Source organism: Arthrobacter sp. 05L45_2 (assembly GCF_056397525.1).
This window is the reverse complement of sequence record NZ_JBFTNO010000030.1, coordinates 1-23021: the sequence shown is the minus strand read 5'-3', so window position 1 is coordinate 23021 and position 23021 is coordinate 1. Positions and strand designations below refer to the sequence as shown.

Below are 23021 nucleotides of genomic sequence, written 5' to 3'. Positions count from 1 at the left end.
CTGCCGGCCGACGTCGCCGTCGTCGCCCTTCACCCGAGCCCGCTGCTGGGACTCGCCGACGGCGGTCACGACGCCGCGGACGCCGGCGCGTCCATGGCGGACCTGCGGACCTCGCTGGTCGCCTTCACAGGCCACGCGTCACGCACAGCCCTGCGGGATGCCGTCGAGGGCATCCTGGACCAAAGCATCCTTTCCACCCACCGTTCGAAGCAAGATGAGGTAGAGCATGAGCGCCGCTGACATTAACATCGGTCCCCGCAAGGTGGGGCCAGGACATAAACCGTTCATCATCGCCGAGGTCTCCGGCAACCACAACGGAGACCTGGCCCGCGCCCTGGACATCGTGGACATGGTGGCGGACGCGGGCGCAGACGCCGTCAAACTGCAGACCTACACCGCCGACACCATCACCATCGACTGTGACCGGCCCGAGTTTGTGATCTCAGCTGACCATCCGCTGTGGGGCGGGCAGACTCTTTACAGCCTCTACGAGCAGGCCCACACCCCGTGGAAGTGGCATGAGGCCATCTTCGAGAAGGCGCGCAGCCGGGGGCTGATTCCGTTTTCCAGCCCGTTCGACAACACCGCCGTGGACCTGCTCGAGGACTTGGACGCCCAGGTCTACAAGATCGCTTCGTTGGAGATCGGGGACACCGCCCTGCTCCGGACCGTGGCACGGACGGGGAAACCCGTCATCCTCTCCAACGGTGCCGCGTCCCTCGCCGATGTGGAGACGGCGCTGTCCGTCATCCGGGGCGAAGGCAACAACCAGGTGGTGGTGCTCGCCTGCACGTCCTCCTACCCGGCCTCGCCGGCGGAGTCGAACCTGCGGACCCTGCCTGTGCTGCGCGATGCCTTCGGGGTGCACGTGGGCCTCTCGGACCACACCATGGGCATCGGCGCTGCCATTGCCGCCGTCGCCCTCGGAGCATCCGTCATCGAAAAACACGTCACCCTGGACCGGAACGACGGCGGCGTAGACTCGGCATTCTCGCTGGAACCGCACGAGCTGGCCGCGCTGGTGAGGGAGAGCGAGACGGCCTGGCAGGCGCTGGGAAGCCCCACCCTGAATGTCAGTTCCGGCGAAGCGGAGAGCGCCCGCCTCCGCCGCTCCCTTTACGTGGTGCGTGATGTCCGGAAGGGCGACGTGCTGACGGAGGAGAACGTCAGGTCCATCCGGCCCGGGGGCGGTCTGGCCCCGCAGGACCTCGACCTGGTGCTCGGCCGGACGTTCGCCACTGACTGCGTGCGGGGAACACCGCTGGCCTGGGACCTTATTTAGCGGGGCGGGGGTCGGTCTTTTCCAGTCTGTCCCACGTTCCGTCGTCGCCCGCGGCCGGACCACCGCCCGGGGCGTCGCCGGGCGTGGTGCCCGGCATCATGCGCGGCGGGGGCTCGTAGCCAGCTGCGGCGAAGAGCCGGCGGGAGGCATGGTTGGTCTTCAACATTTCCGCCACCAGGGTGATCTCCGTGTCCGGATGTTCGCCGCGCAGCAGCTCCTCTGCGGCGCGCAGTGCCCGGCCGCCCATCCCCGTCCCGCGGAAGTCCGGACTGACCGTGATGGACACTTCCCAGCCGGCCGGGCGGTCCGCCAGGAGGTCAAAACGCACGACGGCGGCAGGCCGCCCCTCCGCCTCGATGATGGTCAGGAGGCGTCCGGGGTTGGCCAGGGTCCCCTGGAACCAGGCCAGATGGCTGTCCCAGGAGAATGAGTCCGTGGTCCGTGAAGCGGCCCGGACTGCCGGATCGCTGCGCCACTCAAAGATCTGGCTTGCGTCCTCCAGTACGGCACGGCGCGCGTTCACTCCTGCGGGCCGGTTCACAATCTCCTGCCAGAGGGCGACGATCCGCTGCGCGCCGGCGCCGTCCACGGCGTGCTCGGCGGCCCGGCTGAGCTGGCCCCGGAGCCGGGCGTCCGTTCCCAGCTCGCGGAGCCGGTCCCGGGCGGTCCCGTCGTCCCAGGCGTCCCACGTTCCGAGGCCCGCCGCAAAACCCTGCGCGACCGCGTAGTTGTAGCCGGCCAGCTGGTTCGGGACCAGCTGGATGATGGCCGCGGGGACCCGCAGGGCCGCGAGCTCCCACACTGTGGTTCCGGCCCCGGAAATCACCAGATCCATGCTGCCGAAGAGCAGCGGCACATCCGGGCCGGGGGCATGACGGAAAATCGCGGTGTTTCCGCTCTCTGCGGCCAGGCCTTCGTCGCCGGCCTGGGTGACCACGTGGCATTCCGAGGCGATACCCGTCCCGGTCCAGGCCCGGACTGCGCGGGCAGTCATTCCGGTCGCGTCGGTGCCGCCCATGAGGACCAGGACCCGCAGCCGGTCCGGGGGAGCAGTTCCTCGCGGCGGCGACGGGGCGTTCAGGAGGCCGCGCCGGATGGGTGCCGCCCGCAGGCCGCGCAGCAGCCGTAGGGTCCCGTCCGGCGTGCGGAACTCGCCCTCGCCGCCCGGCGAAGCGTCCACCACCAGATCGGCGGGCCGCCGGCCATACTCGCCGTCCTCCATGGAGGAGAGGGCCAGGCCGGCTTCGGCGGCCAGGCCACGCAGGCCGGGGAGCGGCCCATACGAGTCGACGTGGATCAGCTGCGCACCCGCGGCCCGGGCGGCGGCCACCAGCGCGGCACTTTCCAGCTCCACGTCAAGCACGTCCATGCCGAGGCCGGCGACGGCGGATCGGGCTACCGGGTGGTCAATGCGCCCGGCGAAGACCACGTCCCACCCGGCGGCCAGTGCCTCCTCCGCGACGGCGAGCGAGCGCATAACGTGGCCGGCGCCCGCCTCCTTCGCGGCGCTGCAGCATACGAGGACCTTCATCTCAGCCCTCGATGAGCGCTTTCTGCACCACGGCCTCGTTGAGCGCCACGATCTCCGGGTGCGCATCAAGCAGCCGCACAATCGTTCCCCACGACGGTGCCGCGTCGGGCAGAAGGGCCACCAGCGCGTCCAGCAGCCGGGCGTCGTCGTCGACGTCCAGGGTGACCCGGTACTTCTCCGACCCGGGCCGGAATGACAGGCTGGCCTGGCTGAAGCCGGAGCCTTCCTCGTAGACGGCACTGGTGACGTGCGCCCGGTGATGCGGCTCGGTGCGGGCGTTGCATTCCTCCAGGGCGCCGGCGCGGACCAGCTCCACATCCAGGCCCCGCGGCAGGCTGCGGTCCAAGGTGGTCGAGACGTAGTCCAGGTCCGGGTTCAGCCGCCACAGGGCCGCGACCTGGCCGATCACTGCCGGGTCCAGCAACGGGCAGTCCGCCGTGAGCCGGACAACGGCGTCGGCCTCGGTCTGCCGTGCAGCCTGGATGAACCGGTCCAGAACGTCGTTTTCGCTGCCGCGGACCACAGTCACGTTCTCCGCGGCGGCAAACTCGGCAATCGGATCGTCAATAGCAGATGCCGAGGTCGCGACCACCACCTGATCAATGCCGGGCGCCTCCCGGGCCGCGCGGACCACCCAGCTGAGCACGCTCCTGGCGCCGAGGGGGCGCAGGACCTTCCGCGGCAGCCGGGCCGAACCCATCCGGGCCTGGATGACGGCCACAACTTTCGCGCCGCCGGGCGCCGCGCTGCTCAACGGAGGACCTTGCGGACGGCCTCGATGACACGGTCCACGTCACCGTCGGTCATGCCCGGGAAGAGGGGCAGCGAGATTTCCCCCGCATAGTATGCCTCAGCGTTGGGGCACATCCCGCGGCGGTAGCCGAGGTCCTCGAAAACGGGGTGCCAGTAGGCGGGAATGTAGTTGACCTGGACGCCAATGCCGAGTCCGCGCAGTTCGTTGAAGATGTCCTTCCGGCGGGCGGAGGGCACACGCAGCGGGTACAGGTGCCACGCCGGAGCGGCGCCGTCCGTCAGCACCGGGACCTGCGCGTCGCTGAGCTCAGCGAAAGCGTCGTTGTACGCCCGGTGAATCGCCGCACGCCGGAGTTTGAACGATTCCAGCTTCTTGAACTGGCTGACGCCGAGCGCCGCCAGGACGTCGGGAAGCCGGTAGTTCAGGCCGAAGTCCGTCACTTCCTGGTGCCACGGGCCTTCGTCCGGGAAACGCATTTTGGACCGGTCGCGTTCCAGCCCGTGGTTCTTGAACTTTCGGGCGCGGGCTTCCAGGTCCGGGCGCGGGGTGACCACCGCGCCGCCTTCGGCGGTGGTCAGGTTCTTGGTGGGGAAGAAGGAGAACGTGGTGATGTCCGCCGTCGCACCAACCGGGACGCCGTGCAGCGTTGAGCCCACCGAATGGGCGGCGTCCTCGATGAAGACGGCGCCGGACCGGGCGGCCAGGGCGTTGAACGCCGTCGCATCCACGGGCAGGCCCGCGTAATCGACGGCGGTGATGGCGCGTGTCCTGGACGTTACGGCGGCTGCCGCGGCGTCAAGGGAGAGGTTTCCGGTGTCCGGTTCGACATCCGCGAAGACGATCTTGGCGCCGAGGACGGCGGCTGTGGCGGCCGTCGCCACAAACGTCAGCGGCGTGGTCACCACCTCGTCGCCGGCACCGATCCCGGCGGCGGCGTAGGCCACATGCAGGGCTGCAGTGCCCGAGGTCACGGACACCGCGGCGGCTCCGTCCGCGGCGGCCGAAATGGCGGCTTCGAACTCACCGACCATGGGGCCGGTGGTCAGCCAGTCGCCGGACAGTGCGGTGACCACCGCGGAGATATCGGCCTCGTCGATCGAGTGCCGGCCATAGGGCAGCACGCTGGGGCTAGAACTCATTGGCCAGCATTTCGCGGAGCTCTTCGACACCCAGCCATTCGGCGTTGGTGTGGGACTGGTAGCTGAAGCCATCCGGAACCAGCGCGCCGTCGGCTGGCTCCTTGTAGCCCCAACCGCCAAGGTGCGGCATGACCATGTACCGGGAGTCCAGCTGCAGCGTGCGGCGGGAGTCGTCCGGGGCAATCATTTCCTCATGGAGCTTCTCGCCCGGACGGATGCCGATCTCATGCATCGCTGCGCCCGGTGCGATGGCCTCGGCAAGGTCAACGATCTTTACGGAGGGGATGCGGGGGACGTAGAGCTCGCCGCCCTGCATCACGCCAAAGGAATCAAGCACAAAATCGACGGCCTGCTGGAGGGTGATCCAGAACCGGGTCATCCGCTTGTCCGTGAGGGGCAGGGACTTGCCCTGTTCGGCGAGCTTGCGCCAGATCGGCACAATGCTTCCGCGGGAACCCATGACGTTGCCGTACCGCACCACGGAGAAACGGGTGTCGTACGACGCCGCGTAGTGGTTGCCGCTGATGAACAGGCGGTCCGCGCTCAGTTTGGTGGCACCGTAGAGGTTGACCGGGCTGGATGCCTTGTCGGTGGATAGGGCCACCACTTTCTTCACGCCCGCGTCGATGGCGGCGTCGATGACGTTCTGAGAGCCGATGATGTTCGTGTTAACAAATTCGAACGGGTTGTATTCGGCGGTGTCCACCTGCTTCAGGGCGGCCGCGTGGATTACGTAGTCAACGCCGTGGAAAGCCCGTGTCAGGCGGTTCCGGTCCCGGATGTCGCCGATGAACCAGCGGATCCGGGGGTCGTCGTTGAACATACGGCGGGCTTCGAGCTGCTTCAGTTCGTCACGGCTGAAGATGACCAGCCGCCGCACGTCGTGGCGGTCCAGGAGTTCACGCGTGAGCGCCTTCCCCAAAGAACCTGTTCCACCGGTAATAAGTACTGACGAATCCTGAAACTGCATGAAACTCCCCCTGAAACAGAAGCTAAGGAACGCGGCGCCGGCGGTGAATGCCGTCTTGCGCCTTGTATCGATTGGTGGGCCACTCCTGCGGCGCCGCCGCAATTGAGTTTATGCGGCGGGCAGCATGCTATTTTCCAGCGCTGGAATGACGGACCAAAGTTTACACGTCAGACAGGTCCGCACCCCGCTGGCGGACCCTTTCTGAACGGGTCCACCGGCGAATGTGTCTTTCCCAGCCATTCTCATTTCGCGGGCCCGCTTGTAAAGTTCGGTTATGACTCTGGGGAAAGCTGTAACTAAAGCTGTCATACCTGCTGCCGGGCTGGGGACCCGTTTCCTTCCGGCCACCAAGGCGATGCCGAAGGAAATGCTGCCGGTGGTGGACCAGCCGGCCATCCAGTATGTGGTGGAGGAAGCCGTCAGGGCCGGTCTCACGGACCTGCTGATGATCACCGGGCGGCAGAAGCGTGCCCTGGAGGACCACTTTGACCGGGCGCCGGCCCTCGAACGGATCCTCGAGCTGAAGGGCGATACCGAACGCCTGGAGGCCGTGCAGCACGCGTCCAACATCTCGCCGATCCATTACCTGCGGCAGGGCGACCCGAAGGGCCTGGGCCACGCCGTGCTGTGCGCCCGGCAACACGTGGGGGACGATCCCTTCGCCGTGCTCCTCGGCGATGACCTGATCGATGAACGCGACAGGCTGCTGGACACCATGATCGAGGTCCAGGCGCGGACCGGCGGCTCGGTGGTGGCGCTCATCGAGGTGGACCCCGCGCAGATCAGCGCCTACGGCTGCGCCGCGGTTACCCCCATCCCCGGCGAGGACTACGTCAAAGTGGACGGGCTGGTGGAAAAACCGGCTCCGGGGGATGCGCCGTCGAACCTGGCCGTGATCGGCCGCTACGTGCTGCACCCCGCGGTTTTTGACGTCCTGGAACAGACCGGGCCCGGCCGCGGCGGGGAAATCCAGCTCACGGATGCGCTGCAGGTTCTCGCCGCGTCGGATGCTGAAGGCGGCGGCGTCCACGGCGTCATCTTCCAGGGCCGCCGGTACGACACCGGAGACAAGCTGAGCTACCTCAAGGCCGCCATCTCGATCGCCTCCGAGCGCGTTGACTTCGGCGAGGAGCTCAAAATCTGGCTCAAGGGCTTCCTGAACTGACGCGGTACGGCCCGGCTAGCGCGTGTCCAGGTCTTCGAACACGAGGAAGGTCTGGGTGTCCAGCACCCCCGGCATGGACTGCAGCTGGTCGAAGATGACCCGCCGCAGGTCCACGTTGTCCACGGCGCGGACCAGCAGGATGACGTCGAAGTCGCCGCCCACCAGGGCGATGTGGTGCACCTCGGGGATCGCCCGGAGGAGCTCCCGCAGTTCGCGCCAGGAGTGCTGGCGGACCTTCAGGGTCACATACGCCGAGGACTTCAGCCCGGCCTTGATAGGGTCCACCAGCGCCGTGAACTTGGTCAGGACGCCCTCACCCGTCAACCGGGCAATCCGGGTGTAGGCGTGGGCGCGGGAAATGTGGACGTTCTCCGCCACCTGGGTCACGGACATCCGCCCGTCGCGGGTCAGTTCCGCGATGATGTTCCGGTCCACGTCGTCCAGCGGCACCGCCTGGTCCGCCTCGGCCTCTGCCATTTGTCTACAACCCCCGCCGGTAATCCAGCTCACACTTACATTCTGTCTTTCAGATTAGGGCAATATTCGGGACTTCTCCACGATTTCGGCCGGGGGTGGATACGAAACGGCATCGCCGACCATACTGGGAGCGAATAGTGGCTACAGAAAGACGGACCAATGACGATCTCCGCGGACCATTCTGCGCAGCAGCCCCAACGCACGGCGCAGCCCGAACGTACGGCGCAGCCCGAACCCGGCTCGGCGCCGAACGCCGCCCACGACGCCGTCCTGAAGTTCGGCATCACGGTCGAGGACTACATGCTGCCGGCCCGCCACCCCATCCAGATCGTCGGCCCGGACGGCGCCTTGAACGCCGAAGCGGAACAGGGCGCGCAGCCCGGCCACGAGTACGGCCTCCCCGACGACGTCGAACTGCTGGCCGCGTACGAGCAGTTGGTCGTCGGGCGCCGCGTCAACGATCAGAACTCCGCGCTGGTCCGGCAGGGCCGTATGGCCGTCTACCCGTCCAGCCACGGCCAGGAAGCCTGCCAGGTCGCGGCGGCACTGTGTCTGTCCGACGGGGACTGGATGTTCCCCACCTACCGTGACTCCGTGGCCGTGATGGCCCGCGGCGTGGATCCGGTGCAGACCATGACCCTGTTCCGCGGCGACTGGCACGGCGGATACGACCCCGCCAAGCACAAGGTCGGCATCCAGTGCACCCCGCTGACCACGCAGCTGCTCCACGCCGTCGGCGTCGCCCACGCGGCCAAACTCCGCGGCGAGGACACGGTGGTCCTGGCCATGTGCGGCGACGGGGCAACCAGTGAGGGTGACTTCCACGAAGCGCTGAACTTTGCCGCCGTGTTCCACCTCCCGGTGGTCTTCTTCGTCCAGAACAACCAGTACGCCATCTCCGTGCCGCTGGCCCACCAGTCGGTCGCCCCGTCGCTGGCGCACAAGGCTGTCGGCTACGGCATGGCCGGCGAACGTGTGGACGGCAACGACATGGTGGCGCTCCTGGCCGTGCTGGGCCGGGCCGTGAAGCTCGCCCGCGAGGGCTCCGGCCCGCTGCTGGTGGAGGCCCACACCTACCGGATGCAGGCGCACACCAACGCCGACGACGCCACCCGCTACCGCCAGGACAGCGAAGTGGCCGAATGGGTGTCCAAGGACCCGGTCAGCCGGATGAAGACCTACCTGACAGGCCGCGGCCTGCTCGATGACCACAACTCCGCCCGGATCGCCGACCAGGCCGAAGCCGTTGCCACCCAGCTGCGCGAGGGCCTGGGTGAGGACGTCCCCGTGGACCCCCAGGACCTGTTCAGCTACGTCTTCTCCACGCCCACCCCGCAGCTCAAGGAACAGTCCGCCATGCTCGCCGACGAACTGGCCCGCGACGCCGCATCCACCGCATCCGCAGCAAAGGCGGCCGGCAAATGAGCCCCACCATCACCACGTCCTCCGAAGCGAACGGCAACGTCAGCGCCGCCACCGCCCGCGCCGCCGCCAAGGCCGCCGGCGACGCCGAGAAGACCGGCCCGCAGTCCATCACCCTGGCCAAGGCCCTGAACACCGCCATGGCCGACGCCATGCACGCGGACGAATCCGTGCTGGTCTTCGGCGAGGACGTCGGCATGCTCGGCGGCGTCTTCCGCATCACCGACGGCCTCACCAAAACCTTCGGAAAGAGCCGCTGTTTCGACACGCCCCTGGCCGAATCCGGCATTGTGGGCATGGCCGTGGGTATGGCCATGAACGGCATGCGCCCGGTCATCGAGATGCAGTTCGACGCCTTCGCGTACCCGGCGTTCKAGCAGATCGTCAGCCACGTCGCCAAAATGCACAACCGGACCAAGGGCACCGTCAAGCTGCCCATCGTCATCCGCGTCCCCTACGCCGGCGGGATCGGCGGAGTGGAGCACCACTGCGATTCCTCCGAGGCCTACTACGCGCACACCGCGGGCCTCAAGGTCTTCACCCCGGCCACCGTGGCCGACGGCTACCGGATGCTCCGTGAAGCCATCGACTCGGACGATCCCGTGATGTTCATGGAACCCAAGAAGCTGTACTGGTCCAAGGACCAGGTGGACCTGGACGCGCTCCGCGCCGAGCACACGGCGAACACCGAGTCCGGCACCTCCTCCGAAGGCCGTGCCGCCGTCGCCCGTCCGGGCACGGACGCCACGCTGATCGCCTACGGACCGTCCGTCCCGACGGCGCTCGCCGCCGCGGCCGCTGCCGCCGAGGAAGGCCGCTCGCTGGAGGTGATCGACGTCCGCTCGATCGTCCCGTTCGACGACGAAACGGTCTGCGCATCCGTCCGGAAGACCGGCCGCGCCGTGGTGATCGCCGAAGCGCACGGCTTCGCGTCCGTGGCCTCGGAAATTGTGGCGCGCGTCCAGGAACGCTGCTTCCACCACCTGGCCGCCCCGATCCGCCGCGTCACCGGCTTCGACGTGCCGTACCCGGCCCCGAAACTCGAGCACTATTACCTGCCCGGCGTGGACCGCATCCTCGACGCCGTCGACGACCTCCAGTGGGAAGACTGACCATGAGCGAACCCAAAGTATTCCTCCTCCCGGACCTCGGCGAGGGCCTGACCGAAGCGGAGCTGGTCAACTGGCTCGTGGCCGTGGGCGATGAGATTCGCGTCGACCAGCCGATCGCCGAGGTGGAGACCGCCAAGTCCATGGTGGAGGTCCCGTCCCCGTACGCCGGCACCGTCGCCGTCCTGCACGGCGAGCCCGGCCAGACCCTCGACGTCGGAAAACCGCTGATCTCCGTGACGCCGCTGGGGGTAGCCCCCGCTGTTGAGGAGGTTGCCGCCGAGGTCTACCGCGAGGAAGAGAAGGCCGGCTCCGGAAATGTCCTGATCGGCTACGGCACCCCGGGCGGGCATGGGGTTGCCCGGCGGACCCGGGCGTCCAAGAGCTCCGTGGCGCAGGTGTCCGGGGAGGAGAAGGCAGCCGATGACCTGCTGTTGCTGCGGACCCGGGTTCCCGGCAAGCTGGGGGCCGTGATTTCGCCGCTGGTCCGGCGGATGGCGCGGGACCACGGCGTGGATTTGRGCGAGCTGCAGGGCTCGGGAACCAGCGGGCTGATCATGCGCCGCGACGTCGAGGCCGCCATCAAACCCGCCGCCGAACAGCCGGGCGCCCGGGCCGCTGAAACGCCCGGGCCGGAGCGCCGGATTGCCGGGGACACCGACTCGCGGACCGGCCTGGGCATCACCGGGCGCACCCCGGTGCGGGGCGTCCGCAAGGCCGTCGCCGCGAACATGAGCCGGAGCCGATCCGAGATCCCCGAGGCCACCGTGTGGGTGGACGTGGATGCGACCGCGCTCGTAGAGCTGCGGGCGGCCCTGAAGAAGGCCGACCCGCACCACACTCCCGGGCTGCTGGCCTTCATCGCCCGCTACGTCACCGCCGGGCTGAAGAAATACCCGGAACTGAACACCCGGATCGTCACCACCGAGGACGCCGACGGCGGGACCAGCCAGGAAATCGTCGCCTTCGACGGCGTGAACCTGGGCTTTGCCGCCCAAACCGACCGGGGCCTGATGGTGCCCTCGGTACGCAACGCGGACAAACTCAGCGCCCGCGAACTGGACGCCGAGATCCGGCGGCTCACCGCCGTCGTCCGCGACGGCAAGGCGACACCCGCCGAACTGGGCAGCGGTACCTTCACGCTGAACAACTACGGCGTCTTCGGTGTGGACGGCTCCGCGGCGATCATCAACCACCCCGAAGTGGGAATCCTCGGCGTCGGCCGCATCATCGACAAGCCGTGGGTGGTCAACGGCGAGCTCGCCGTCCGCAAGGTCACCGAGCTGACGCTCACCTTCGACCACCGGGTCTGCGACGGCGGCACCGCCGGCGGATTCCTGCGCTACGTGGCCGACGCGATCGAGAACCCGGGCTCGGTGCTGGCCGATCTCTAAGGCCCGGTGGGTAGAATCGAGGCCAGAACTTCGCACCAACCATGCCGGCGCGGCGCCGGGATACGGAGATTTCATGTCACGATGGCTCGAGGTCGGCCAGGATAATTACGTGCTGACCACCGAAGGATCCCTGCTCAATACCGGCCTGGTTGTCGGCACCGAACGCGCCATGGTGATCGACACCGGCGGGGGTCCCCGGCAGGGCCGCGAGATCCTGGACGCCGTGCGGGAGAAGACGCAGCTGCCGCTGGTGGTGGTCAACACCCATGCCCACTACGACCACTTCTTCGGCAACGCCGTGTTCGCCGACGACGGCGTGACCGAGTTCTGGGGGCACGAAAACTGCGCCGCGGACATCGAGGACAACGGCGACGCCCAGCGCCCGCTGGTGGCGGCGGCCGAGCCGGAGATGGCCGCGGGCGACGGCGGCCAGGTGGAACTGGTGGTCCCGAACGCGATTGTCCGGGACCAGCCCGTGCTGGTGGACCTGGGCGGCCAGACCGCCACGCTCTTCTATCTGGGGCGCGGGCACACCGACGGCGACCTGCTGGTGGGCACCGGCACCACGCTGTACGCCGGTGACCTCGTGGAACAGGGCGCGCACCCGTCCTTCGAGGACTCTTTCCCGGAAGAGTGGGCCGACGCCCTGCGGCACCTGTCCGCCCTGCGCCACCGCTACGAATTCCTGATCCCGGGCCACGGCGAGCCCTGCAGCGACCAGTTCGTCAAAACCATGGCCAACACCATGAGCACCGCGGTGCGGCAGGCCACCCAGGCAACCCGCGAGACGCCCAACGATGCCACCAAGGCCGTACCGATCCTGCCTTACGGTCCGGAGCAGTCCCGCTGGTTCATCAAGCGCCTGCAGGAGACCCGGGCGCACCACTAAAAGGGCCCGGAACGGCGCCTGAAAACCGGCCGAAGCTAAGGGTGCTGGCGACTACGCCTAGACTGGCCCTTTGAAAGAAGTCACAACAAGCGCCGCAGCGTGCTCCGCTGTGAGTCCTGGGGGAGAAACCAAAAGATGCCCGAATCGGTGGAAGACAACTCAGCTGCCACTGCTGAAAACTCAGGACAGCCTGAACTCCGCCGTCGCCGCGACCTGCGTCGCGCCGACGGGGACAACACTGCTGCCCGGACAGGAACCATGCCGGTCGTCAACCCCCGCAGCCCCCAGGCGGAAACCCCTGAAGCCCCCACCCGCCCCGCACCGCTGCGCAGCAGCTCCTGGGCGCAGGCCGCCGAAGCCGCCGATGAGCGCTTCGGAAACCCCGCCACAGGCACCACCCCGGTGATCAGCCAGATCCCCGCCACGCCTGTCCAGCCCGCCGCGCCGCCGGCGTCGTTCGCCCCCGCGGCCCCGGCAACACCGGCAGCCCCGGAGGACTCGGAAACGACGGCGGCCGGGCCGGACACCGCCGGGTCCGCCGCAGCGGACCAGCCGGACAGCAGCACCCGGGCGGGCCGGACGGCCGACGCCGCAGCCGTGCCGCCGCAGCCCACCCGCGCCACCCGCTCCGCGAGCCGAGCCGCGGCCCTGGCCAACGCCCCGGTTCCGGACTTCATCAGCTCCCCGGGCCTCTTTGTCCGCGAGCAGAAGCCCCGGCCCGTCGGCGGCATCCGCGGCGCCCTCTACAGCCTCACCGGCGGCAGCCTGAACCTGGGCCCGAGCGCCCGCCAGCGCGAAGAGGACGAACTTGCGCGCAGGATTTCCCGGCAGCTCCAGGGCAGCTACAACACCGCGGTGCTGAGCCTCAAGGGCGGCATCGGCAAGACCTCCACCACCGTGGGCGTCGGACTGACCCTGGCCGAGTACCGCGGCGACCCGCCCTGCGCGATCGACGCGAACCCGGACTCGGGCGACCTCGTGGAACGCGCACTGGGTGAGGGCATCTACCAGCAGCAGGCGCCGCGGACCATCAGCGACCTGCTCCGCAACGTTGACTCCATCGATTCGCTGACGGCCCTGGCCCGCTACATGCACCACGCCGGACGCCTCCACCTGATCGCCGGTGAGCAGGACCCGGAGGTCTCCGATTCGCTCACCGCCGAGGAGTACCTCCGGATCCGCAAACTCATCTCCGGCTACTACTCCGTGGCCCTCACCGACTGCGGCACCGGCGTCACCCACAACGCCATGAGTGGGATCCTGCAGTCGGCGGACAACCTCATCATCGCTGCCGGCTACGCCGTCAGCGGCGCCAAGCGCGCCCGGAGCACCCTGCACTGGCTGGCCGACCACGGCTACGAGGACCTGGCCCGGAACGCCGTCGTGGTCATCACGGACAAGGACGAGGTCTCCTCGCGGGTGGACAAGGATGCCATCGAGGACCACCTCTCCGGTATTTGCCGCCAGCTGATCGCCGTCCCGCACGACCGCGGAGTGGCCGACGGCGACCTCGTCACCCTCGATTCGCTCCGGCCCGAGACCCGGCGGGCGTACCGCGAGATTGCCGCCGCAATCGTCGACGGCTACGTCTAACCGCTAGATTTAGGCCATGAGCAAGTACGCAGGGAACGACGCCGGAAAAGACGCCGCCCTCCAGCTGCAGGACCTTATTGTCGGCACCGAGAACGTCGAGGATTTCCTGGACCGCCTCGCCGAGTTTTCAGCCGCCATCCTCAGCCACTCGGCCGGCGTCGACATCGAATGCGGTGTCACCCTGCAGCGCCGGAAAAAGACCATGACCGTGGCGGGCAGCAGCACGAAGGCCGTCATCCTCGACCGCATCGAGCAAAGCCTGGGCGAGGGCCCCTGCATCGAGGCACTGCGCACCCGCGGAATTGTCCTCCTGGCCGACGTTGCCACGGACCCGCGCTGGCCCGAATACCAGGAGCAGCTCGCCGCCCACGGCTGCCGCAGCACCCTCGGCGTGCCCCTGGAAATCGGTGAGGACTCCGCGGCCGCGCTGAACTTCTTCGCCTCCACCACCGGCGTTTTCACCGCCGACATTGTGGCCGAGGCCGCCGGCTTCGCCGACCTCGCCGGCCGGGCGCTGCGCCTGGCAGTCCGAATCGGCACGGCCCAGGCCCGCGCCGAGGACCTGCAGTCGGCCATGGAACACCGCACCTCCATCGACCTGGCCTGCGGCGTGGTGATGGCACAGAACCGGTGCTCGCAGGAGGAGGCCATGGCCATCCTGACCCGCGTCTCCAGCAACCGGAACCAGAAGCTGCGCGACGTTGCAGCCGACGTCCTCAAGAACGTCACGGGTGAGGAAATCCACACGCACTTCGAGCGCTGAACCCCCGGAGGGCCGCACCCGCGGTCCTAGGATGAAGGGGATGACCCCAACACGCCCCGCCGGTTTCAGCCTCCGCAGCATCGCCGTCCCCGCCTTCGGCCCGGCACTGTTGTTCAGCATCGGCGAAGGCGCGATCCTTCCCGTGGTGGCACTCTCCGCCCGGGACCTCGGCGCCACGGTGGCCGTCGCGGCGCTGATCGTGACCCTCATCGGGCTCGGTTCCTGGTTCTTCAACCTCCCCGCGTCGCTCATCACCCTGAAATTCGGCGAACGCTGGGCGATCGTCGGGGCCGCGGCTGCCAGCGCCGCCGCCCTCGCCGCAGCCGCTGTGTCCCCGCTCCTGCCGGACGGGATCTGGCTGCTCGCCGCCGCCATGGTGGTGGTGGGCATGGCTGCCAGCGTCTTCAGCCTGGCCCGGCAGAAGTACCTCACCGAAGCCGTCCCCGTGATCCTGCGCGCCCGCGCCCTGTCCACCCTGGGCGGGGTCAACCGGATCGGCATCTTCATCGGGCCGTTCATCGGTGCAGCGGTGATGCAGTTCGGCGGCATCAGCGCAGCCTACTGGGCCGGCGTCGTGGCCATGGCGGCAGCCGCGGTCCTCTCCGTCACCATCCCGGACCTGGTGGCGGCGCCGACGCCCGCCGACGGTGAGCCGGCCCCGCAGCCCACCCTGCGCAGTGTGGCCGTGTCCCACGCCGGAGTGTTCCTCAGCGTGGGTGTGGGCGTGCTGCTGCTCAGCGCGCTGCGGGCGTCCCGGCAGGTGGTGATCCCGCTGTGGGCCGACCATCTGGGCATGGACGCCACCCAGGCGTCGCTGATCTACGGCATCTCCGGGGCCATCGACATGCTGGTCTTCTACCCGGCGGGGAAGCTGATGGACCGCAAGGGCCGGCAATGGGTGGCCGTGCCCTCCACCCTGATCATGGGCACCGCGATGCTGCTGATCCCGCTGAGCGCCGGGTTCGTGGGCCTGCTCCTGGCCGCGCTGCTGATCGGCTTCGGGAACGGCATCAGCTCCGGGCTGAACATGACCCTCGGGGCCGATTTCTCGCCGGACAACGGGCGCGGCCAGTTCCTGGGCATCTGGCGGTTTATGGCCGACGCCGGCGCCACCGGCGGCCCCGTCCTGCTCTCCGGCGTCACGGCGGCTGCGTCGCTGGGTACGGGGGTGGGGGCCACCGGCCTGATCGGCTTCGCGGCCGCAGCAGTCTTCGCCATCACCATTCCGCGCCTCCGGCACCGCCGCAATTACTGACCCTCCGCCGAGGGGCCGCCGCCCGGATTACGCCGGGCCGGACGCGCGCCGGATCGCCGCGGCAAAGAGCGGCAGGCTGCGGGCGACCATGTCGTCATTGGCGGTCAGCGAGATCCGGAAATACCCGGGTGTCTCGAACAGGGTGCCCGGCAGGACAAAGACCCCGTCCTCGGCCAGCGCGTCGGCGAACGCGTCGTCGTCGGTCCCGTCCGGGGTGCGCACAAAAAGGTAGAACGTGCCCTCGGGCCGGTGCAGCCGGTAGCCCATCGCGGTGAGCGCATCGACCAGCACATCACGCCGGCGCTGAAGCCGGCCGATGTCGATGGAGAACTGTTCGAGCCGCGGCAGGGCGTACTGCATCACGGCGTTGGGGAAGACCCAGCCACCGGCCATCTGCAGTGCCGCAATGGCCCCGCGCAGGCCGTCCCGGTCCGGAATGGCGGGGGAAACCGCGAGGTAGCCGATCCGCTGGCCCGGCGCGAGGTGGGTCTTGCCGTACGTGTAGGCAAGCAGCGTGTAGGGATAAAACTCGGCCGGACTGTGGAAACGGGCTCCATCGAAGACGATCCGGTTGTAGGCCTCGTCGGAGATCAGGTAGATGCGGTGCCCGATCCGCGCGGACTCCGCCTCCATCAGGTCGGCCAGGTCCGCGAGGAGGGCCGGCGGGTAGATCCTGCCGGTGGGGTTGTTGGGCGAATTCACGATCACCGCGCGGGTCCGCTCCGTCACGGCCGAGCGGATGGCCGCAAGGTCAAGGTCAAGAGTCTCCGCGTCAATGCCGACTTTCACCGGGACCAGGCCGGCCTCGACGGCCAGCGGCTCGTAGAAGAACCACGGCGGGAGGCTGAAGATCAGCTCGTCCCCGGGGTCGCCGACGGCCTTCAACGCCACGCTGATGGCCGCGAACCCGCCGGTGGTCAGGAAGATGTCGTCGGCCTCGAAGGCCACGCCCAAATGGCCCCGCAGGGAGTCGGCCGCGGCGGCCTGTGCCGCGGCTTCATTGGTCTTGTAGGCGAACCACTTCTCCGTGTGCGGGGTAAGCACCTCGCGCAGCGCCTGGACGTAGGCGTCCTGCGGCATCTCGTGCGGGTTCCCGAAGGTGAAGTCGCAGACCCCCGGGTCGTCCTGCCGCCGGGCGTACACCGAGCCGGCCAAGTAAGCGTTGATTCGCAGCTGGGACGGGACGGAGGCGAGCCGGGCGGCCCGGCGTGAGACGGGTGCTGCGGTGGTGTCGCCCATGGTGGGCTCCCTCCGGGCGGGGTGACGGAAGCCAGCGCGCTGCTGAGCCAGTGGAGGCTGTGGAGGTGCTTATTGTGGCCCCGGCGCGCGGGGTTGTAAAGGGACCTGCGGGGTCCCCTCAGGCAGGCCGGCCTCAGGCGGCCGGTGCGTCCCGGCGTCGGGCGGCATGCCCAAACAGCCAGACCCCGGCGATGGTGGCCAGGTAGCCGGTGATGACGATCAGCGAGGTCCCGGCCCAGAAGTAGTTGGTGGTGCTGCCTTCCTGGCCGGGGCCGGGCGCAATCTTCAACAGCGAGTACGTGGCCACGGCTGCCGAACCCAGGCCCGCCAGGACCGGAGCGGCCACCCAGATCCGGGCCGAGGCCCAGTGGGCGTTGTAGCCGTCCCACACATTCCACCGCGGACCGGTCCGCATGATCAGCCAGCCCGCGGGGAGGGTGAAGGCCGCCACCACCAGGAACGCCGCCACCACGTCGGCGGGCCGGTGCCACTGGTTGATCAGGGTGGAGACCCCGGTGGCGACGGCGAAGCTGCCGCCCAGGAAGCCGGCCAGCGGCCGCCAGCGCGGGGACACCATCAGGAAGACGGCCGCCGCGGCCGAGGCCGCCAGGGTGGTGTGCCCGGACGGAAGCGAATTGAATTCCAGGGTCTCGATCCCGCGGAACGGGCGCACCGGCAACAGATCCTTCAGGACCTGGGTGGCGATGTTCGCCCCGACGGCGGCGGCGACGGCAATTCCGGCGGCGGCCCAGCGGCGGCGCGCCACGGTCACGAAGACCACCATCACGGAGGCGATCAGGACCGAGRGGGCCGGCAGCCAGTCGAGGAGCTTATTGCTCGCCTTGCCGGCGGCGCCGTGGATTTCGACTGCCTCGACCAGGGCCGATTCGTCGATGAACTGTCCCGTGGTGGTCCGGACATAGAAGTAATACGTGGCGGCGAGGGCTGCCGCGGAAACCAGGGTGGCCAGCAGGAAGAGGACCCCGGTTGACCGGCCCGGCACACCCGCCGGGGACCGGACCGGCCGGGTGCCGTCCGCTGCCGGGGGAGTTTCGCTGCGCTTCTGCCGAGAAATCATCGTTCATAAGGGTCCCATATAACGCTGCGAGTGGCCTGAAGGGCGGCTGGCGGCTCACCGGATGAAGCGTCCGCGCACGGCAGGCGGCCTTGGCGCGATGGCCGGTCCGTGCGGGAGCCGCGGGTAGAGTACAGCCATGCCCACCCCTGCCGACCACCCCTCCCCGTCCGGCCTGAACCCCGGCGGCGTTGAGGAACTCCTGGACTCCGCCCGCGTGGTGAGCCTGCCCATGCGGGTGAAGTTCCGCGGCATTATGCAGCGCGAGGCCCTGCTGCTGCGCGGCCCCTACGGCTGGGGCGAGTTCTGCCCGTTCCCCGAATACGGGGACGCCGAGGCCGCTCGCTGGCTGTCCGCCGCCGTCGAAGGGGGCTGGCACGGCTTCCCGGCGCCCCTGCGGACCAGTGTCCCGGTGAACGCCACGGTCCCGGCCGTGGCCGCCGGCCGGGTACCGGAGGTCCTGGCCAGCTTCGGCCGGGTGGACGCCGTCAAGGTCAAAGTGGCCGAGCCCGGCCAGACGCTCGACGACGACGCCGCCCGGGTGGCCGCCGTCCGCGCCGAACTACCGGACGCCGCCATCCGGGTGGACGCGAACGGCGGCTGGGACGTGCCCGGGGCAGTGGAGGCACTAACCCGGCTGGCCGCCGTCGGACTCGAATACGCCGAACAGCCGGTCCCGGACATCGACGGGCTCGCGGAGGTGCGGCGCAGGCTGCGGGCAGCCGGGGTGCCGGTGCTGATCGCCGCGGACGAGAGCGTGCGCAAGGAAGAGGACCCGCTCAAGGTGGCCCGCGCGGGCGCGGCGGACCTGATTGTGGTGAAGGTGGCCCCGCTGGGCGGGGTACGGCGCGCCCTGGACATTGTGGCGCAAGCCGGGCTGCCCGCCGTCGTCAGTTCCGCGCTGGACACTTCCGTGGGGATCCGCGCCGGGCTGGCGCTCGCCGCCGCCCTGCCCGAGCTGCCCTACGCCTGCGGCCTCGGGACCGTGTCGCTGCTCGCGGCGGACGTCACCCGTGACCCTCTGGTTCCCGACGACGGCGCGATCCGGCTCCGGGACGTCGCTGTCGACGACGGTCTGCTGACCGAGTACGCCGCCCCCGGCGAACGCCGCGACTGGTGGCTGGACCGGCTCCGGCGGGTGCACGCCGTGCTCGCTTCATCGACTGCTCCGTAGCCGCCCTTTAGACCCCCGAAAGGGCACTTACGGAGCAATCGACGGGGGTGGGCGGGAACTCAGAGGGTTCATCGGCTCTTCACGTGGGGGACCGCTGCACGTTGTCCGCCGCTGGCAGGGTGGCCGGGACGCATCCCTCTGCCTGAAAGGGCCATCACTATGTCTGAATCCGCCGGACGTAAATTTTCCCTCCTGCCCTGCTCGGCCACACCAAGGGCAAACGCAGCCCCGTGACCTGCGCGCTCAAATGCGACAACGCCTGCTCCGGCGAGGTCTGCAACACCAGCTCCAACGGCTACTTCCGCGACATCGCCTCCGCAACGATGTCCCGCCGCGCCGCCCTCGGCATCGGCGCCGCCGGGGCGCTCGCCGTCGTCTTCGGCAACGCCGTCACCGCCGCCGAACCGGCCTCCGGCGCAGGCCCGGGCCTGGCTGACGCCGCCAAGAAAGGCTTCGGGAAGTCCAAGCTGAAATTCACCGCCATCGCCCCGGTGGACGCCGCCGTGGATGCCTTCACCGTCCCGGCCGGGTTCACCTGGCAGCCGATCATCCGCTGGGGCGACCCGCTCTTCAACGACTCGCCGGCCTTCGACGTGGACCGGCAGAGCGCCGCCGCCCAGGCCCGCCAGTTCGGCTACAACAACGACTACACCGACATCCTGCCGCTGGACGCCAAGAACCGCCGGGCCGTGCTCTTCACCAACCACGAGTACACCAACGAGAACATCATGGTCCCGGCCGGTTACGACGCCGCGGAAACCCGGGCCATCGGCCGCGCCGCCCACGGCCTGACGGTGGTGGAACTCGAGCGGCAGAACAAGAACCAGCCCTGGCGCTACGTCAAGGGCGCGCCGCTGAACCGACGCTTCCTGACCGACACCAGCTACGAACTCACCGGACCCGCCGCCGGGTCCGCACTCGTCACCACCGTGGCCGACCCGGCCGGCCGGACCATCAAGGGCACGCTGGGCAACTGCTCCGGCGGCACCACCCCGTGGGGCACCATCCTCTCCGGCGAGGAGAACTTCAACGGCTACTTCGTCTCCGCCGGCACCTCCGCCGCGGACAAGCGCTACGGCCTGACCAGCAAGCCGACCGCCCGCCAGTGGGAACTCGACGACCCCCGCTTCGACACCCGCAACCCCGGCTACGCCAACGAAAGCAACCGGTTCGGCTGGATCGTGGAAGTGGACCCGCAGGACCCGGCGTCGACCCCCAAGAAGCACTCCGCGATGGGCCGCTTCAAGCACGAGGGCGCCAACGTCATTGTCGCCGCCTCCGGCCACGTGGTGGCCTACATGGGCGATGACGAGCGCTTCGACTACCTCTACAAGTTCGTCTCCAGGGGCAAGTACCGTCCGGGCACCGCGCCGGCGGACCGCAGGCACAACATGACGCTGCTCTCCGAGGGCGATCTCTTCGTTGCCAAGTTCAGTGGCGACTCCCCGGCGTCGGAAATCGACGGATCGGGCAAACTGCCTTCCGACGGCGCGTTCGACGGCTCCGGTGAGTGGCTGCCCCTGGTGGTGGGCGGCAAGTCCATGGTCGCCGGTATGTCGGTGGAGGAAGTCCTGGTCTACACCCGCCTCGCCGCGGACCAGGTTGGCCCCACCAAGATGGACCGCTGCGAGGACGTCCAGCCGAGCCTGCACACCGGCAAGGTCTACGTGGTCTGCACCAACAACTCGGACCGCGGCAAGGCCGGCAAGGAGGGCGCCACCGAGGTCAACCCGCGCACCCTGAACCGGGACGGCCACATCGTGGAGATCACCGAGACCGGAGACCAGACCTCCACCAGGTTCAACTGGACCCTGCTGATGGTCTGCGGGGATCCGGCCAAGAACAGCTCCACTTACTTCTCCGGCTTCCCCGCCAGCCAGGTCTCACCCATTTCCTGCCCGGACAACGTGGCGTTCGACTCGGTGGGTGACCTCTGGATCTCCACCGACGGCGCACCCTCGAGCACCGGCCACGCGGACGGGCTCTTCAAGGTCACCCTCGACGGGCCGGAGCGCGGCCGGGTGGAGCAGTTCCTCGCCGTGCCCCGGGACGCCGAAACCTGCGGCCCGGTCATCCACGACGAGGAACGCCACGTCTTCGTCTCCGTCCAGCACCCCGGCGAGGAGGGCACCTTCGAGGCCCAGCGCTCCGCCTTCCCGGACTACGTGGCCACCGGTGCAACGCCGAAGCCGGGCCAGGCCCGGGTTCCGCGCCCCTCCGTGGTGCAGGTGTTCCGCACGGACGACTGACTCCGTAGGCCGCGGGGCCCGGTCGACTGAGTAGCACGGCGCCGCGGGGCGACTTCGGGTGAGGTGGCCCCGCTGCGCTGCCGGTGCGGGCCTCGGGGCGCGGCGGAACTGATAATTTGAACAGTGTGAATAATCCGGCCGAAATGGTTGTCCCCAGAGTCCAGGCAGCTATTGCCCACGCGTTCGGCGAAGAGTTCCGCCAGACGGACCCGGTGATCCGGCCCTCGCAGTTCGCGGACATCCAGATCAACGCCGCCATGGCACTGGCCAAGCGGGTGGGACTGCCCCCGCGCGACGCCGCCGCCCGGATCGTGGAGGCGCTGGACCTCGACGGCGTCTGCAGCCTGGTGGAGATCTCCGGGCCGGGCTTCATCAACCTCACGTTCGACGGCACCTGGATCGAGGAGCTGCTCAACGCCCCGGCGCCTCACGCCGACCAACCTGTGCACCGCGTCGTCGTCGACTACTCCTCACCCAACGTGGCCAAGGAAATGCATGTCGGCCACCTGCGCACCACCGTAGTGGGCGACAGCCTGGTGCGTGTGCTCGAGGCGCTGGGCCACACCGTGATCCGGCAGAACCACATCGGTGACTGGGGCACCCCGTTCGGCATGCTGATTGAACACTGGCTCGAGGTGGGGGAGGACTCACCCGAGGCCGCCCTGCTGGTGGAGGACCCCAGCGCGTTCTACCAGGCCGCACGGGCGAAGTTCGACGCCTCCGCCGCGGACCAGGACGGGTTCGCGACCCGTGCCCGCCTCCGGGTGGTGGCCCTGCAGGGCGGGGACCCGGAAACGTTCGCGGTCTGGCAGCGGCTGGTGGCCCAGTCCAAGCGCTACTTCAACGCGATCTACTCGATGCTCGGCATCAGCCTCACCGACGACCACATCGCCGGTGAGAGCTCCTACGACGCCCATCTGGCACAGCTGTGCCRGGAACTCGAGGARCGCGGCATCGCCCGGATCAGYGAGGGCGCGCTSTGCACCTTCCCSGCCGGCTTCACCGGRCGSGACGGCGAYCCGCTGCCGCTGATCATCCGCAAGTCCGACGGCGGTTACGGTTACGGCACCACCGACCTCGCCACCATCCGCTACCGCGTCCGCGACCTCGAAGCGGACCGCGTGCTCTACGTGGTGGGCGCGCCGCAGAACGTGCATCTGCGGATGGTCATGGCCAGCGCCCGCGACGCCGGCTGGCTGCCGGACACGGTGGAGGCCACCCACGTCCAGATCGGCAACGTGCTCGGCGACGACGGCAAGATCCTCAAGTCCCGCGCCGGCAACCCCGTCAAGCTGATGGCGCTGCTGCAGGAGGCCGTGGACCGGGCCCGGGCCGTCATCGACGCCAGCCGGCCCGAACTCAGCGACGACGAACGCGCCGTCACCGCCCGGCAGGTGGGCATCGGTGCCGTCAAATACGCGGACCTCTCCACCGGGCACGACACCGAGTACGTCTTCGACTTCGACCGGATGCTGGCCCTGACCGGGAACACCGGCCCGTACGTCCAGTACGCGGCGGCCCGGATCCGGTCCATCCTGCGG

Annotated in this window: 19 protein-coding genes and 1 pseudogene; 13 read left to right on the top strand and 7 right to left on the bottom strand. The window is 69.1% G+C overall.

The genetic code is table 11. The features are described 5' to 3' along the window. The coding region (locus AC1DHD_RS04315) for a hypothetical protein (protein ID WP_476878513.1) at positions 1 to 240 on the top strand (240 nt) is incomplete at its 5' end. Next, positions 227 to 1282, top strand: coding sequence for a pseudaminic acid synthase (pseI, locus tag AC1DHD_RS04310; protein ID WP_476878512.1), 1056 nt, complete (start codon positions 227 to 229; stop codon positions 1280 to 1282). The genes AC1DHD_RS04315 and pseI, both read left to right, overlap by 14 nt. Here the strand turns inward: pseI and AC1DHD_RS04305 are convergent. The 4 genes from AC1DHD_RS04305 to pseB are packed head-to-tail and all read right to left on the bottom strand — an operon-like array spanning position 1275 to position 5676. After that, positions 1275 to 2813 (bottom strand): GNAT family N-acetyltransferase, encoded by a 1539-nt coding sequence (locus AC1DHD_RS04305; protein ID WP_476878511.1) that lies wholly within the window; start codon positions 2811 to 2813, stop codon positions 1275 to 1277. The genes pseI and AC1DHD_RS04305 overlap by 8 nt on opposite strands. 1 nt (position 2814) lies before the next feature. Then, entirely contained in the window at positions 2815 to 3567 is a 753-nt protein-coding gene (locus tag AC1DHD_RS04300) for a cytidylyltransferase domain-containing protein (RefSeq protein WP_476878510.1), read from the bottom strand. Further along, positions 3564 to 4706 (bottom strand): DegT/DnrJ/EryC1/StrS family aminotransferase, encoded by a 1143-nt coding sequence (locus AC1DHD_RS04295; protein ID WP_476878509.1) that lies wholly within the window; start codon positions 4704 to 4706, stop codon positions 3564 to 3566. The genes AC1DHD_RS04300 and AC1DHD_RS04295 overlap by 4 nt, the downstream gene beginning before the upstream one ends. Beyond that, positions 4696 to 5676 (bottom strand): UDP-N-acetylglucosamine 4,6-dehydratase (inverting), encoded by a 981-nt coding sequence (gene pseB / locus AC1DHD_RS04290; protein ID WP_476878508.1) that lies wholly within the window; start codon positions 5674 to 5676, stop codon positions 4696 to 4698. Before pseB ends, AC1DHD_RS04295 begins: the two co-directional genes overlap by 11 nt. Before the next feature lie 274 nt (positions 5677 to 5950). Between pseB and galU the strand changes: the two genes are divergently transcribed. Further along, complete coding sequence (gene galU, locus AC1DHD_RS04285) at positions 5951 to 6841, top strand: UTP--glucose-1-phosphate uridylyltransferase GalU (RefSeq protein WP_476878507.1); 891 nt, start codon at positions 5951 to 5953, stop codon at positions 6839 to 6841. Positions 6842 to 6856: 15 nt separating this feature from the next. On the opposite strand, the gene AC1DHD_RS04280 is transcribed toward galU, so the two are convergent. Next, positions 6857 to 7318, bottom strand: coding sequence for an Lrp/AsnC family transcriptional regulator (locus AC1DHD_RS04280; protein WP_441416883.1), 462 nt, complete (start codon positions 7316 to 7318; stop codon positions 6857 to 6859). 159 nt (positions 7319 to 7477) lie between these two features. Here AC1DHD_RS04280 and pdhA point away from each other — a divergent pair, with 159 nt between their 5' ends. From pdhA to AC1DHD_RS04245, 7 genes are all read left to right on the top strand, one after another. After that, a complete protein-coding gene (gene pdhA / locus AC1DHD_RS04275) occupies positions 7478 to 8743 on the top strand; it encodes a pyruvate dehydrogenase (acetyl-transferring) E1 component subunit alpha (protein WP_476878506.1) in 1266 nt (421 codons plus the stop codon). Beyond that, entirely contained in the window at positions 8740 to 9852 is a 1113-nt protein-coding gene (locus tag AC1DHD_RS04270; RefSeq protein ID WP_476878505.1) for an alpha-ketoacid dehydrogenase subunit beta, read from the top strand. The genes pdhA and AC1DHD_RS04270 overlap by 4 nt, the downstream gene beginning before the upstream one ends. 2 nt (positions 9853 to 9854) lie before the next feature. Continuing rightward, entirely contained in the window at positions 9855 to 11243 is a 1389-nt protein-coding gene (locus tag AC1DHD_RS04265; protein ID WP_476878504.1) for a dihydrolipoamide acetyltransferase family protein, read from the top strand. Between the two features lie 73 nt (positions 11244 to 11316). Further along, positions 11317 to 12132 (top strand): MBL fold metallo-hydrolase, encoded by an 816-nt coding sequence (locus AC1DHD_RS04260; protein ID WP_476878503.1) that lies wholly within the window; start codon positions 11317 to 11319, stop codon positions 12130 to 12132. Positions 12133 to 12390: 258 nt separating this feature from the next. Continuing rightward, positions 12391 to 13725 (top strand): MinD/ParA family ATP-binding protein, encoded by a 1335-nt coding sequence (locus tag AC1DHD_RS04255; protein WP_476878502.1) that lies wholly within the window; start codon positions 12391 to 12393, stop codon positions 13723 to 13725. Between the two features lie 16 nt (positions 13726 to 13741). Further along, entirely contained in the window at positions 13742 to 14488 is a 747-nt protein-coding gene (locus tag AC1DHD_RS04250) for a GAF and ANTAR domain-containing protein (RefSeq protein ID WP_476878501.1), read from the top strand. A gap of 40 nt (positions 14489 to 14528) precedes the next feature. Next, the gene (locus AC1DHD_RS04245) at positions 14529 to 15743 is read left to right on the top strand and encodes an MFS transporter (RefSeq protein WP_476878500.1); all 1215 of its coding nucleotides are present in this window, start codon (positions 14529 to 14531) and stop codon (positions 15741 to 15743) included. Between the two features lie 27 nt (positions 15744 to 15770). Here the strand turns inward: AC1DHD_RS04245 and AC1DHD_RS04240 are convergent, their stop codons facing one another. After that, on the bottom strand, positions 15771 to 16982 hold the full coding sequence (locus tag AC1DHD_RS04240; protein WP_476878499.1) for an aminotransferase class I/II-fold pyridoxal phosphate-dependent enzyme: 1212 nt from the start codon (positions 16980 to 16982) through the stop codon (positions 15771 to 15773). 133 nt (positions 16983 to 17115) lie between these two features. Then, positions 17116 to 18060, bottom strand: a complete 945-nt coding sequence (locus AC1DHD_RS04235; protein WP_476878498.1) for a phosphatase PAP2 family protein — start codon at positions 18058 to 18060, stop codon at positions 17116 to 17118. Positions 18061 to 18196: 136 nt separating this feature from the next. Between AC1DHD_RS04235 and AC1DHD_RS04230 the strand changes: the two genes are divergently transcribed. The 3 genes and pseudogenes from AC1DHD_RS04230 to argS all read left to right on the top strand — a co-directional run. Continuing rightward, complete coding sequence (locus AC1DHD_RS04230; RefSeq protein WP_476878497.1) at positions 18197 to 19231, top strand: o-succinylbenzoate synthase; 1035 nt, start codon at positions 18197 to 18199, stop codon at positions 19229 to 19231. A 159-nt stretch (positions 19232 to 19390) separates the two neighbouring features. Next, positions 19391 to 21480 (top strand): annotated as a pseudogene (locus AC1DHD_RS04225) (PhoX family protein). Between the two features lie 143 nt (positions 21481 to 21623). Beyond that, positions 21624 to 23021, top strand: a 1398-nt coding sequence (argS, locus tag AC1DHD_RS04220) for an arginine--tRNA ligase (RefSeq protein ID WP_476878496.1), incomplete at its 3' end; no start/stop codon positions are given.